General features: G+C 46.3%; 14 protein-coding genes. All 14 read left to right on the plus strand.

Annotated elements, in window-relative coordinates; genetic code table 11:
- Positions 1–145 precede the first annotated feature (145 nt).
- The 14 genes from ftsH (at position 146) to lysS (ending at position 13,269) form a co-directional block, all read left to right on the plus strand.
- Positions 146–2,122: an ATP-dependent zinc metalloprotease FtsH gene (gene ftsH / locus AB5N96_RS12020; protein WP_204591033.1), complete on the plus strand. Its 1,977-nt coding sequence runs from the start codon at positions 146–148 to the stop codon at positions 2,120–2,122.
- Between the two features lie 87 nt (positions 2,123–2,209).
- The gene (locus AB5N96_RS12025; protein ID WP_499705632.1) at positions 2,210–2,995 is read left to right on the plus strand and encodes a type III pantothenate kinase; all 786 of its coding nucleotides are present in this window, start codon (positions 2,210–2,212) and stop codon (positions 2,993–2,995) included.
- Positions 2,988–3,875 (plus strand): Hsp33 family molecular chaperone HslO, encoded by an 888-nt coding sequence (hslO, locus tag AB5N96_RS12030; RefSeq protein WP_499705633.1) that lies wholly within the window; start codon positions 2,988–2,990, stop codon positions 3,873–3,875. Before AB5N96_RS12025 ends, hslO begins: the two co-directional genes overlap by 8 nt.
- On the plus strand, positions 3,853–4,779 hold the full coding sequence (locus AB5N96_RS12035) for a peptidyl-prolyl cis-trans isomerase (protein ID WP_204591027.1): 927 nt from the start codon (positions 3,853–3,855) through the stop codon (positions 4,777–4,779). The genes hslO and AB5N96_RS12035 overlap by 23 nt, the downstream gene beginning before the upstream one ends.
- A 71-nt stretch (positions 4,780–4,850) precedes the next feature.
- Positions 4,851–5,777 carry a cysteine synthase A gene (gene cysK / locus AB5N96_RS12040; RefSeq protein ID WP_204591025.1) on the plus strand — a complete coding sequence of 309 codons (927 nt, stop codon included), beginning with the start codon at positions 4,851–4,853 and terminating at the stop codon, positions 5,775–5,777.
- 108 nt (positions 5,778–5,885) lie between these two features.
- The gene (locus AB5N96_RS12045; protein ID WP_499705636.1) at positions 5,886–7,298 is read left to right on the plus strand and encodes an anthranilate synthase component I family protein; all 1,413 of its coding nucleotides are present in this window, start codon (positions 5,886–5,888) and stop codon (positions 7,296–7,298) included.
- Positions 7,295–7,885, plus strand: a complete 591-nt coding sequence (gene pabA, locus AB5N96_RS12050) for an aminodeoxychorismate/anthranilate synthase component II (protein WP_204591023.1) — start codon at positions 7,295–7,297, stop codon at positions 7,883–7,885. Before AB5N96_RS12045 ends, pabA begins: the two co-directional genes overlap by 4 nt.
- Positions 7,885–8,736, plus strand: a complete 852-nt coding sequence (pabC, locus tag AB5N96_RS12055; RefSeq protein ID WP_204591021.1) for an aminodeoxychorismate lyase — start codon at positions 7,885–7,887, stop codon at positions 8,734–8,736. Before pabA ends, pabC begins: the two co-directional genes overlap by 1 nt.
- A complete protein-coding gene (gene folP / locus AB5N96_RS12060) occupies positions 8,733–9,575 on the plus strand; it encodes a dihydropteroate synthase (RefSeq protein WP_204591019.1) in 843 nt (280 codons plus the stop codon). The genes pabC and folP overlap by 4 nt, the downstream gene beginning before the upstream one ends.
- Positions 9,575–9,940: a dihydroneopterin aldolase gene (gene folB, locus AB5N96_RS12065; RefSeq protein WP_204591018.1), complete on the plus strand. Its 366-nt coding sequence runs from the start codon at positions 9,575–9,577 to the stop codon at positions 9,938–9,940. Before folP ends, folB begins: the two co-directional genes overlap by 1 nt.
- The gene (gene folK, locus AB5N96_RS12070) at positions 9,937–10,443 is read left to right on the plus strand and encodes a 2-amino-4-hydroxy-6-hydroxymethyldihydropteridine diphosphokinase (RefSeq protein WP_204591017.1); all 507 of its coding nucleotides are present in this window, start codon (positions 9,937–9,939) and stop codon (positions 10,441–10,443) included. The genes folB and folK overlap by 4 nt, the downstream gene beginning before the upstream one ends.
- Entirely contained in the window at positions 10,395–10,622 is a 228-nt protein-coding gene (locus tag AB5N96_RS12075) for a helix-turn-helix domain-containing protein (protein WP_499705634.1), read from the plus strand. Before folK ends, AB5N96_RS12075 begins: the two co-directional genes overlap by 49 nt.
- A 34-nt stretch (positions 10,623–10,656) precedes the next feature.
- Positions 10,657–11,631: a tRNA dihydrouridine synthase DusB gene (gene dusB / locus AB5N96_RS12080; RefSeq protein ID WP_204591123.1), complete on the plus strand. Its 975-nt coding sequence runs from the start codon at positions 10,657–10,659 to the stop codon at positions 11,629–11,631.
- A gap of 147 nt (positions 11,632–11,778) precedes the next feature.
- Positions 11,779–13,269, plus strand: a complete 1,491-nt coding sequence (gene lysS, locus AB5N96_RS12085) for a lysine--tRNA ligase (RefSeq protein ID WP_499705635.1) — start codon at positions 11,779–11,781, stop codon at positions 13,267–13,269.
- Positions 13,270–13,839: the final 570 nt, after the last annotated feature.

Here is a 13,839-nt window from a genome sequence, read left to right on the forward strand (position 1 = left end):
TACGTGCTAATTTTCCTATGATAAGATATTCTATAGTTTTTTGAACGACAAGAAAGTGGAAAAACTTTCTTTCATCACCTAAAAACACCTCATCTCGACCGTTTTGAGATGTGATTTTTTGACTAAGTCCGTGAGGAGGCTAGGAATGAATCGAGCACTGCGCTACGCGATATTATATTTATTGATCTTTTTTGTGATCGTTGGGATATTTGCTACGTTTAATCAAAGCGGAGCGCCAACAGAAGATCTGACAACAGATCAGTTTATTACGGCCATGGAAAATGGTGAAATTGAAACGTTTACATTACAACCTATGAACAACGTGTATGTAATCACAGGTGAAAAAGTCGGTGCAAAAGAAGGCGAGACTTTTAATGCCCGCATTCCATACAACGGTCAGTTCTCAGAGCAAGACATCTATGAGATTGCTGATGCGAATGGAACAGAATGGGATACTGAAGAAGCTCCACAAACAAGTGGATGGGTACAGTTCTTAACGGGACTTCTACCATTCCTAATCATCATCATCTTGTTCTTCTTCCTATTAAGCCAATCACAAGGTGGCGGAAACCGTGTGATGAACTTCGGGAAGAGCAAAGCGAAATTGTACGATGATAAGAAAAAAGCAAAATTCGAAGACGTTGCAGGTGCTGACGAAGAAAAGGCGGAACTTGTAGAGGTCGTTGACTTCTTAAAAGATCCAAGTAAATTCGCAGAACTTGGTGCACGTATTCCAAAAGGGATCTTACTAGTTGGTCCTCCAGGAACAGGGAAAACGTTACTTGCTCGTGCTGTAGCCGGGGAAGCTGGCGTACCATTCTTCTCGATTTCCGGTTCGGATTTCGTTGAGATGTTCGTAGGGGTCGGGGCATCCCGCGTACGTGATTTATTCGAAAACGCGAAGAAAAACGCACCGTGTATCATCTTTATTGATGAGATTGATGCAGTAGGTCGTCAACGTGGCGCCGGCTTAGGTGGCGGTCACGATGAGCGTGAACAAACATTGAACCAATTATTAGTTGAGATGGATGGTTTCGGAGCGAACGAAGGAATTATCATCGTTGCCGCAACGAACCGCCCAGATATTCTTGACCCAGCTCTTCTTCGTCCTGGACGTTTTGACCGTCAAATTACGGTTGGTCGCCCGGATTTAAAAGGTCGTGCAGCGGTACTTAAAGTACATGCGCGTAACAAACCTTTAGCAGAAGGCGTAGATTTAAAAGCAATCGCACAGCGTACACCAGGCTTCTCGGGTGCAGACCTTGAGAACTTGTTAAATGAAGCAGCACTAGTTGCAGCACGCCGTAACAAACGTAAGATTGATATGCATGACATTGATGAAGCAACAGACCGTGTTATCGCAGGTCCTGCGAAATCAACAAAAGTTATCTCTGAAAAAGAGCGCAAAATCGTGGCATTCCACGAAGCTGGTCACGTAGTTATCGGCTTATCGCTTGATAACGCAGAGACAGTGCATAAAGTGACGATTGTCCCTCGTGGACAAGCCGGCGGATACGCAGTAATGCTTCCGAAAGAAGATCGTTACTTCATGACAAAACCTGAACTTCTTGATAAAGTTTCCGGACTTCTTGGCGGTCGTGTAGCAGAGGACATCGTGTTTGGCGAAGTCTCGACAGGTGCACATAATGACTTCCAACGTGTGACGGGCATTGTCCGCAGCATGGTTACAGAATACGGAATGAGTGACAAGCTTGGACCGATGCAATTCGGTCAATCGCAAGGAGGCAACGTCTTCTTAGGACGTGACTTCAATTCGGAGCAAAACTACTCCGATGCGATTGCCTATGAAATCGACCAAGAGATGCAGCGTATGATCAAAGAGCAATATGCGCGCACAAAAGAAATTCTAACGGAAAAACGTGATCTTCTAAACTTGATTGCTGAAACATTGCTTGAAGTGGAAACACTAGATGCAGGGCAAATCATTCACTTGAAAGAGCACGGCACACTTCCTGAACGTAAGTTTGAAGAGCCAGCAGTTGAAGAAGAAACGACAGATGCAACAGGCGCACCGTCTGATCCGACGACGGGTGACTTACCATCTGAAACATCTTCTCAAGATGCAGGTCCTGACAATCCAATTCAAGAAGACCGTAAATAATAGAAAGCGTAAGTGCCGCTCTGGTGCTTACGCTTTTCTTTCTCTTAATTGGCTGTGGTATGATTCAAGGTGAAATGAGGGACATGTATGATACTCGTAATGGATATCGGAAATACTAACATTGTGCTAGGCGTCTATCATAACGACCAGTTGCAACACCACTGGCGAATGGAGACGGATCGCATGAAAACGGAAGATGAATATGCGATGCAGGTGAAGGCCTTGTTTCAACACGTAGGTCTTGCATTCGAAGATATCGATGGCATCATCTTATCGTCTGTCGTACCGCCGATCATGTTTTCGCTAGAAGCCATGTGCACCAAATACTTTAAACAAAAACCTCTTGTTGTAGGACCGGGTGTCAAGACGGGCCTCAACATCAAATATGAAAACCCTCGAGAAGTGGGTGCAGACCGCATTGTCAACGCAGTTGCTGGCATACACTATTACGGAGCACCCCTCATCATCGTAGATTTTGGTACGGCAACGACCTATTGCTATATCAATGAACGCGGAGATTACATGGGTGGTGCAATTGCACCGGGCATCGGGATTTCGACAGAAGCGTTGTTCTCACGTGCGAGTAAATTACCGCGTATTGAGTTGACGATGCCTGGTCATATCGTTGGCAAAAATACGGTTTCTGCGATGCAGGCAGGAATCGTCTACGGCTATGTTGGCCAAGTCGAGGGAATCGTCAACCGCATGAAGCAAGCGGGTACGAAAAACGCAAAAGTCATTGCAACGGGAGGTTTAGCGCCGCTGATTGCTGCAGAAACTAAAGTCATTGACCAGATAGACCCCTTTTTAACTTTAAAAGGCTTGTATTTACTTTATAAACGAAATGAGAAAGTAGGAATAAACAATGAGTGATTATTTAGTACGCGCTTTAGCGTTTGATGGACAAGTACGTGCATTTGCAACACGGACAACAGACATGGTAGGAGAAGCACAACGTCGCCATGATACATGGCCGATTCCTTCAGCGGCACTTGGTCGTTCGATGACAGCCGCTGTTATGATGGGTGCGATGTTAAAAGGAGACGACAAATTGACGGTCAAAGTGGAAGGCAATGGCCCCGCAGGACCGATCATTATTGATGCCAATGCGCACGGAGAAGCACGTGGATACATTACCAATCCACATGTGCATTTTGATTTAAACGAGCAGGGCAAGCTTGATGTGCGTCGCGTAGTTGGGACAGAAGGTGCGCTAACAGTTGTAAAAGACCTTGGCATGCGTGACTTCTTTAGTGGCCAGGTGCCTATCGTATCGGGAGAGATCGCAGAAGACTTCACGTATTACTACGCAACGTCTGAGCAAGTGCCATCTTCTGTAGGGCTCGGTGTTCTTGTAAACCCAGACAACTCAATCCTTGCAGCAGGTGGATTCATCATCCAGTTGATGCCTGGCACAGAAGATGAAACGATCACAGAAATTGAAAACCACTTGGCGCGTATGGAGCCTGTTTCTAAGCTGATTGAACGTGGTTTGACTCCAGAAGAACTGTTACAAGAAATTTTAGGAGAAGACAATGTCACGATTTTGAATAGCCAACCAGTATCCTTTAGCTGTAACTGTTCGAAAGACCGCTTTGGTGCAGCGATTATTTCTCTCGGACCAGACGAAATTCGTGCTATGATTGAAGAAGATGGCGGTGCTGAAGCGCAATGTCATTTCTGTATGGAACAGTATCACTATAACGTAGATGAACTGGAGACAATGATTGATGAGGCAAAACGTCCAAACTGAACCACGTAAATCAAAACGATTAAAAACAAAACCAGCCCTTCTTGTCATGGGAATCCTACTACTTGGAAACTTGCTATGGTTTATTGCTTGGCTGATTCCAAACGATACCGGCAACACGGAAACTGTTGCAGAAGTAGAAGGAGAAGCGATTCGCCATGAGGAATGGGTGGCTGAGATGGAATCGCGAGTCGGTCGTGAGTCATTAGAAGCCTTGGTGAACGAAAAAGTAATGGAAGCGGCAGCGGAGAAACATGCGATTGAGGTCACGGATGAAGAAATTGAGCTTGAGCTCGCTCTTTACCGCAGCGCAACAGAAGCTACGGATCAAACTTTTTTAGGGTTGAATGAAGAGCAGATGACCAAGAAAATTCGTGCACGTATCATCTTGGAAAAAGTGCTTGCAAAAGATGTCGTAGTGGAAGACTCGGCACTTGAGGCCTATTATGAGCAAAATAAGACACTATATGAAATACCAACTTCCTATGATGTCAAAGCCATCTTTGTACCTTCACAAGAAGAGGGTGACTCTGTTCGACAAGAACTTGAAAATGGATCGTCTTTTGAAGGGTTGGCACGTGAGCGCTCTACAGATGCAAGCACAGCGTCTCTTGGTGGCTCCCTTGGCTTTATCAGTGCGAATACAACAGCGCTCGACCCAAATCTCGTACGTGCAGCGGGAGAACTTGAGCCGATGGAACTGAGTCAACCACTGCCACTTACGGATGGAAGCTTTGCAATTGTTCAGGTGCAGAGTGTATCTCCTGGCAACAGTTTTACATTTGAACAAGTGAAAAATCATATTCAACGAGAGCTGGCGCTTGAACAACTTCCACAATCCGTGACACCACGTGCTTTTTGGGAAGAATTTGATGCAAGCTGGGTATATGATGGTAATAGGAACTAGTTGACAGACAATTTAGAGTATTGGTAAGATAACTAAAACCTATCAAAAAACTAGGAATTAGGAGTGAGCGTATGGCGAGAACAGCACAATCCATTACAGAACTAGTAGGGCATACCCCTATTGTGAAATTGAATCGTGTCACAAATGAAAATGATGCAGAAGTCTACGTGAAATTGGAGTATTTTAATCCAGGGAGCAGTGTCAAAGATCGTATTGCCCTTGCAATGATTGAAGCTGCCGAAAAATCAGGCGACTTACAACCAGGTGCTACGCTTGTGGAACCTACAAGTGGAAACACAGGGATCGGACTTGCGATGGTAGCTGCTGCAAAAGGCTACAATTCTGTACTTGTCATGCCAGATACAATGAGTATGGAACGTCGCAACCTGTTGCGTGCGTATGGTGCTGAACTTGTGTTGACACCAGGCGCTGATGGGATGAAAGGGGCTATTGCGAAAGCAGAAGAACTAGCCGCTACAGAAGGCTACTTTATGCCGCAGCAGTTCAATAATGAAGCAAACCCTGAAGTGCACCGCTTAACAACAGGCCCTGAAATCGTTAAAGCCTTCGATACACTCGATGGTTTTGTTGCAGGGATTGGTACTGGTGGAACAATCACAGGAGCGGGTGGCGTCTTAAAAGAGAGCTTCCCGGGCATTCACATCGCCGCTGTCGAGCCAAAGGATTCCCCGGTCTTATCGGGTGGATCACCAGGTCCTCATAAAATCCAAGGAATTGGTGCAGGTTTTGTTCCAAACGTATTGGATACTGAGATTTATGACAGTGTCATCCAAGTATCGAATGAAGATGCCTATGCGACAGCGCGTGAAGTTGCAAAAGCGGAAGGGATTCTTGGTGGAGTTTCATCCGGTGCGGCTGTCTATGCGGCACTTGAACTTGCCAAGAAACTTGGAAAAGGCAAGAAGGTCCTTGCCATCATTCCATCAAACGGAGAGCGCTATTTGAGCACACCTCTTTACAACTTCGAAAACAATTAATTCTCTAGTTACTAGACCGTCCGAAGGGGCGGTCTTTTTTCTTTTCTAACGTCTCAAATACAGGTACACTTAAAGCACATTCTGGTGAAAAAAGGAGTAACCTCAGTGATCCAAACAACCGAAACTATCAAATTCTCAGCATCCAAAGATGAATTTTATTATGGCTACCAAGAACTCGCAAAAAAAGCGAGCCGCCATGCGTTACTGGAAAGTGCGCGCGGTGGTAACTTGAGCACCGCGGCTTTCCACCCATTCGCAACTGTGCACTCTACCGAAGATGGCATACATATTGAATGGTCGGACGGGCGTATCGAAGCGCAGCAAGGGGAATCGCTTACGCTAATTGAGCAGCTCGTCAACCGTTACGCTATTTCTTACAATCCAGAGCTTCCCGATTTTCAAGGGGGCGCACTTGGCTTTGTGACCTACGATTATGCACGTGTCATCGAAGTATTACCAGAGTCTACAGAAGACGACTTGGGAATTCCGATGAACTTCTTTTATTTATTTGATCATTGGGCGGTCTATGATATCGCACATGAGCAAGTAGTGTTGATGAAGTTACCGAATGCAGAGGTCGACTTAGCAACTTGGGCAGATGAATGGAAAGCAGCCATTCAACAAGGAATCGCTACGCGTCTATTTGAAGCGGGAGCTGCTCGCGAAGTTGTTCAAGACGACAGCACGTTGCATGTCTCAATGAGTGGTCCTCAATTTGAAGCGGCTGTTCGTCGTATTCAAGAGTACATTGCGCAAGGAGATGTATTCCAAGTCAATTTATCTGTGCGTCAGTCGAAAGAGCTTGGTGTCGAGCCGGCTGTGATGTATGAAGCGCTGCGCACATTCAACCCATCTCCTTATATGGCATACATTCAAGCGGACGAGTTTGCAGTGGTTTCTGGCTCGCCAGAACTTCTTGTGAAGAAAAAAGGAATGGAGCTTTCTACGCGTCCAATTGCAGGCACACGCCCACGAGGTAAAGATGAAGCAGAAGATATCGCGCTCGCGAAAGAGTTGATTGACAACGAAAAAGAGCGAGCGGAACACGTCATGCTCGTTGACTTGGAGCGTAATGATCTGGGGAAAGTGTCACGGTATGGAACAGTGGAAGTAGATGAGTTCATGGTGATCGAGCGGTACTCACACGTGATGCATATCGTTTCAAACGTCAAAGGAGAACTTGGTCAAGAAGTGACGAGTGCTGCAATCGTTCAAGCCATGTTCCCAGGGGGTACGATTACGGGAGCGCCGAAGATTCGTACGATGGAAATCATTGAAGAACTTGAGCCTGTTCGCCGCGGTCTATATACAGGGTCTATCGGGTGGTTTGGCTATACGGGCGACCTTGAGTTCAACATCGTCATCCGAACGGCTTTTGTCAAAGACGGTATGGCGCATATCCAAGCGGGCGCGGGAATTGTGATCGACTCCATTCCTGCGGCAGAGTATATTGAATCCTTAAACAAAGCAAAAGCATTGTGGCAAGCAAAAGCCATGGCGGAAGGGACGAAACAGGCATGATTTTGATGATTGATAATTACGATTCATTCACGTACAATCTCGTTCAGTACATGGGCGAGATGGGACGCGAGATTCGCGTTGTTCGCAATGACGAAATCACGCTCGACGAAATCGAAACGTTGCAACCGGATATGATTGTTGTTTCGCCTGGACCGTGCACACCAAATGAGGCTGGCATCAGTCTAGATGTCATCACGCACTTTGCTGGCAAAATCCCGGTGCTTGGTGTGTGTCTTGGTCACCAATCTATTGGGCAAGCGTTCGGCGGGAAGGTCATCCGCGCGGAACGTCTGATGCATGGTAAGACATCGCCTGTTTTCCACGACGGTAAAGGTGTGAATGAAGGGATGCCGAACCCATTTCAAGCAACGCGCTATCATTCGTTGCTTGTCGAAAAAGACTCGTTACCAGAGTGTCTCGAAATCACGTCTTGGACAGAAGAGGGCGAGATTATGGGGCTGCGTCACAGGGAATTTGCGGTGGAAGGTGTGCAATATCACCCCGAGTCGATTATGACCGAGCAAGGGAAGAAGCTCATCCGCAACTTTATTGAAACGTATTGTGAACCGAAGGAAGTGTCGGTCTGATGGACTGCTGGAAAAACGGTGAATTTCTCACAAAAGAACAAGTCACGATTTCTCCCTATGATCACGGGTATTTATACGGACTCGGTTTTTTTGAAACATTTCGCACATACAATGGAGAAGTGTTCCTTTGGGAGCAGCACTGGGAGCGTCTCGAGAAGACGCTTTCTGCTTTTCGAATCGAGCTTACGTACACGAAACAAGAATTGCTTCAGGTTGTGCAGGGACTGACGCGACGAAATGGTGATGAAGACGGGTATTTTCGGTTAAATGTCTCAGCTGGTGTGCATGATATCGGATTGCAACCTGACCATTATCCGAATCCGACAGTACTAGTCATGCGCAAAGCGCTTCCGCCGACCGTGCGTGGTACAGAAAAGACAGCGAGTTGGATTGCAACACCGCGCAACTCACCGGAAGGGCCGACACGAGTGAAGTCGCATCATTACGGAAACAATGTGCTCGCGCGTTTCGAACTGCCTTCGCTTGCCGAGCAGGAAGGCTTTATGTGTACAGCTTCCGGAATTGTAGCTGAAGGTATCACTTCTTCTATTTTCTGGGTACAAAACGGGATGCTCTATACACCTTCCCTGGATACAGGAATTCTCAATAGCATTACGCGCCAGTGGTTGATTGACTACACGCACACAACTGGAATTCCAGTCAAAGAAGGGCATTATTCACGTGAACAAGTCGAACAAGCAGATGAACTTTGGGTGGTGAATGCGGTACAGGAAATTGTACCGATTCGAAAGCTCGAAACCTATCATTTCCCGGGAAATAATGGCGAAATCTATCGAAATGTACATGCAGCTTATGTGGATGCACTACCGAAAGGGGACGAACTAGCATGACAAAGAATTGGACGGCGCACGGTGTAACGCTCGATTTCTCAAAAGAGACGATTGTTATGGGGATTTTAAACGTCACACCGGACTCCTTTTCAGACGGGGGGCAATACAACTCTGTAGCACAGGCCGTTGCGCGTACGCGTGAAATGGTGGAACAAGGAGCTAAAATTGTAGACATTGGCGGAGAATCGACACGTCCTGGCTACACACCGATTTCTGATGAAGAAGAAATCGAACGGGTCGTTCCAGTTATCCGTGCCATTCGTGAGGCCAAAATTCCAGTCTTTCTTTCTATTGATACATATAAATCTGCTGTTGCAAAAGCGGCACTAGATGCAGGAGTCGACATTTTAAATGATATTTGGGGTGTGCGACGCGATCCGGGCATTGCGCAACTAGCTGCGGAGTACGGAGCACCATTGATTTTAATGCACAATAGAGAGTCGGCGAATTACCAAGACTTCTGGTCAGATGCGAAAGCGGACTTGGAAGAGTCGCTGAAGATTGCGAAAGACCACGGTGTTCATGATGAACAAATTTGGTTAGATCCAGGCATCGGGTTTGGGAAGAACACGACTCAAAACATTTTCATGATGCAATACCTTCCGGAACTTGTGGCAATGGGGTATCCCGTGTTACTTGCAACTTCACGTAAAAGTCTGATTGGCAATGTCTTAAAATTGCCTGTAGAGGAGCGAGTTGAAGGGACAGCTGCGACTGTAAGCTTCGGTATTGATAAAGGGGTGCACATGGTGCGTGTGCATGATGTAAAAGAATTGGTACGGACAACACGTATGATGGATGTCCTCGTTGGCAAAACACACTATGTGGAGGAAACCTAATGGATAAAATCTACTTAAATGATATGCAATTTTATGGCTATCACGGCGTGCTTCCGGAAGAGACCGTCCTTGGACAGTTGTTTCGTGTCACGGTCGAGATGGCAGTCGATTTAAGACAAGCGGGCGAGACGGATGATTTGGCTGCGACTGTTAATTATGCGGAAGTGTATGCGTTGTGTAAGGAGATTGTAGAAGGCCGTCCCTATCAATTGATTGAGTCGGTCGCTGAAAAGATTGCAGCTGCGATTCTCGATGGATACGCGGAGCAAGTGAAGGGATGCAAGGTGTTGATTGTGAAGCCAACACCTCCTATTGCTGGGCATTACGCATCTGTGGCTGTTGAAATTACACGAGGTGAGGTATGAAGAAAGCGTACTTGTCAATCGGCTCGAACATGGGCGACCGCCTACAGTTCTTAAAAGACGCCGTCCAAATGGTGCAATTTGACCCAGAAATCACAGTAAAGACGGTTTCTTCTATATATGAAACAGATCCTGTCGGCTATACGGACCAAGCTGCTTTTCTAAATATTGCAGTCGAACTTGAGACGACACTGTCTCCGCATGAACTGCTCGCCGCATGTCAACGAATCGAACAAGAACTTGGGCGTAAACGTATCATTCGCTGGGGGCCACGGACTGTGGACCTTGACATTTTATTGTATAATGATGAAAATATAGAGTCGGATGATTTAGTCATTCCGCATCCGCGCATGGCAGAACGTGCTTTTGTAGTAATCCCACTGGCATCGATTTCTACGGACCCAGCACTTCATCAACTGGCAGCGGAATTCGATCCCGAGAAAGAAGGCATTCGCTTATGGACAGCATTCGATGGGGACGACGCATTCGTGCATACCGAAAGTTAAAACGGATGAGCCAGATTGAATTGGCGAGAATCCTGCAAATGGCTCCAGCGACGCTTGGTAAGATTGAACGAGGTGTCAATGAGCCGACAGAAGTACAATGGATACAGATTGCCCAAGCCCTTGATATAGAATTAGAAGAACTTAAAGGTAGTAAGGAAGGTGAACAACGTGACACATAAGCCAACGAAGCCGTTCTCGATCGGCGGCATCGAGATGGACAACCGCGTTGTACTAGCCCCGATGGCGGGGATTTCAAACTCGGCATTCCGTTTGACGGTCAAAGAGTTTGGCGTAGGACTCGTATATGCTGAGATGATCAGTGACAAAGGAATTGTCCAGAAGAATGAGAAGACACTGAGCATGCTGTATATCGATGAGCGAGAAAATCCATTGTCTCTCCAAATCTTTGGAGGCGAAAAAGACACGCTCGTTGCAGCCGCTCAATATGTCGACCAAAATACAACCGCTGACATCATCGATATCAACATGGGATGTCCGGTCAATAAAATTATCAAGTGTGAAGCGGGTGCCCGCTGGTTACTTGACCCAAATAAGATTTACGAGATGGTCTCAGCTGTTGTCGACAAGGTATCCAAGCCCGTAACAGTTAAGATGCGTATCGGTTGGGACGAGGACCACATCCTTGCCGTAGAAAACGCGCAAGCAATCGAACGTGCAGGGGGCGCAGCAGTTGCTGTTCATGGACGCACACGTCAACAGATGTATGAAGGTCATGCAGACTGGAACGTCATTCGCGATGTGAAGCAGTCCGTTTCTATCCCGGTCATCGGAAATGGAGACGTGGAGACCCCGCAAGATGCGAAGCGAATGCTCGATGAGACAGGTGTAGATGGTGTGATGATTGGCCGCGCAGCTCTCGGTGACCCGTGGATGATTTACCGTACAGTAGAGTACTTAGAGTCAGGTGTACTGAAACCAGAGCCCTCTGTTCGTGAAAAGATTGATGTTTGCTTACTTCACTTTGAACGTCTTGCACAATTGAAAGGTGAGAAAGTAGCTGTACGAGAAATGCGCAAGCATGCCTCGTGGTACTTGAAAGGTATTCGCGGCAATGGTCGCGCTCGCACCGTCATCAATCAACTCGATGATGCAACAGAGATGAAAGCGTACTTGAATGCATTTGCAGAAGAGGCGATGACATCACAAGAAGAAATCGCGTATGTCTAAACAGAGCTATCACCTAGAGGTGGTAGTTTTTTTTATGGTAATAAACTGAATTCGCAGACTTCAGTTCAACGAGATGAAGTTTAAACGGAATTTGTGTACAATAGAACTATTGCAATCTGGCGTAGAACAGAGCGAAGGAGTGACACTATGTCGAACATGGAAGAATTAAACGATCAATTACAGGTGAGACGTCAAAAGATGACGACAATGCAAGAGCAAGGCATGGATCCATTTGGAACACGTTTTGACCGCAGTCACCTGAGTCATGAAATAAAAGAGGAGTTTGAAGGATACACGAAAGAACAACTCGACGAAACACTACATGAAGTCATCGCTGCAGGGCGCATCATGACAAAGCGTGGAAAAGGAAAAGCTGGCTTTGCGCACATTCAAGACCTGGGTGGCCAAATCCAGATTTACGTTCGTAAAGACGCAATCGGTGACGAGGCGTACGCAACATTCCTTACAGCTGATCTTGGAGACATCGTCGGTGTGAAAGGTTTAGTGTTCCGCACAAACGTTGGAGAACTTTCTATTAAAGCGACGGAATTTACGTTTTTGACGAAATCCCTTCGTCCGATGCCGGAGAAGTTCCACGGCTTAAAAGATGTTGAACAGCGTTACCGTCAACGGTACCTAGACCTGATGACAAGTGACAGCAGCAAAAACACATTCATCACACGTAGCCGTATCATCCAAGCGATGCGTCGTTACCTGGATAACGAAGGTTTCTTAGAAGTAGAGACACCAATGATGCATTCCATCGCAGGTGGAGCAGCGGCTCGTCCGTTCGTTACGCACCACAATGCATTAGATATGGAACTCTACATGCGTATCGCAATCGAACTTCACTTGAAGCGTCTGATTGTCGGTGGTCTTGAAAAAGTATATGAGATCGGTCGTGTCTTCCGTAACGAGGGCGTCTCGACTCGTCACAACCCAGAATTCACAATGATTGAATTGTACGAAGCATACGCAGACTATCAAGACATCATGAACCTTACAGAAAACTTGATCGCCCATATCGCACAAGAAGTACTTGGTTCAACGACTGTTCAATATGGCGATGACCAAGTCGATTTAGCACCAGGCTGGAAACGCTGGCACATGGCAGATGCAGTGAAAGAAGTGACAGGTGTAGACTTCTGGCAAGAGATGACCAAAGAACAAGCGCATGCTTTGGCAAATGAGCATGGTGTAGAAGTGAAACCTTCTATGGAAGTAGGCCATGTATTGAATGAGTTCTTCGAGCAAAAAGTCGAAGAGTTACTTGTACAACCGACATTCATTTACGGACATCCGGTAGAAGTATCTCCTCTAGCGAAGAAGAATCCAGAAGACGGTCGCTTCACAGATCGTTTCGAATTGTTCATCGTTCGTCGTGAGCATGCGAATGCCTTCACGGAATTGAATGATCCAATCGATCAACGCGAGCGTTTTGAAGCGCAGCTTGTGGAAAAAGAAGCAGGAAACGACGAGGCGCATGAAATGGATGATGATTTCATCGAAGCGCTTGAATACGGAATGCCTCCAACAGGTGGACTAGGGATTGGTATCGATCGTTTAGTGATGTTATTAACGAACTCACCATCGATTCGTGACGTCCTTCTCTTCCCATTAATGCGCCACAGAGAATAGTTTAATAAATGAGAGAGCCCTTGCCCCAAGGAATATCGGGGCAAGGGCTTTTGTTTTGTTTGAGATAGAAGTTGCGCGAATTGTTTTTCTTCTTGTAAGTATTCAGATGAAAGCACAATATCTAGTGAACAGTAGCAAGCATTCGACTAAATGTTGAATGCGGGAAACTTTGTTGAAAAAAGTTGAGTGAAAGTGCTTGTCTCTATCAAAATCCCGTGCTATAGTAATCAAGTTGCTAAATTACGAAATGCATCGAGAAAACTTTTTCAAAAAAGTGATTGACATCACGATTCGTAATTTGGTATCATAGTAAAGTCGCCAAAACGAGCGGCGCATAAAATGAACATTGAAAACTGAACATGCAAGACGTCAAGATAGAGCGTCACTGCCCCGACCCCCGTTGGGTGTGCGTGACGCAAACACGAACCAAGTCGCATCCTTTAACGGGTTGTGATGGACGTTCAAAAATGGACATCATTATGATGCCAGCAACAAAATGAGCTTACATTAAGTTCTCTATTATGGAGAGTTTGATCCTGGCTCAGGACGAACGCTGGCGGCGTGCCTAAT

Source organism: Chryseomicrobium imtechense (genome assembly GCF_041475995.1).
In the GTDB taxonomy this organism is placed as follows: Bacteria; Bacillota; Bacilli; order Bacillales_A; family Planococcaceae; genus Chryseomicrobium; species Chryseomicrobium aureum.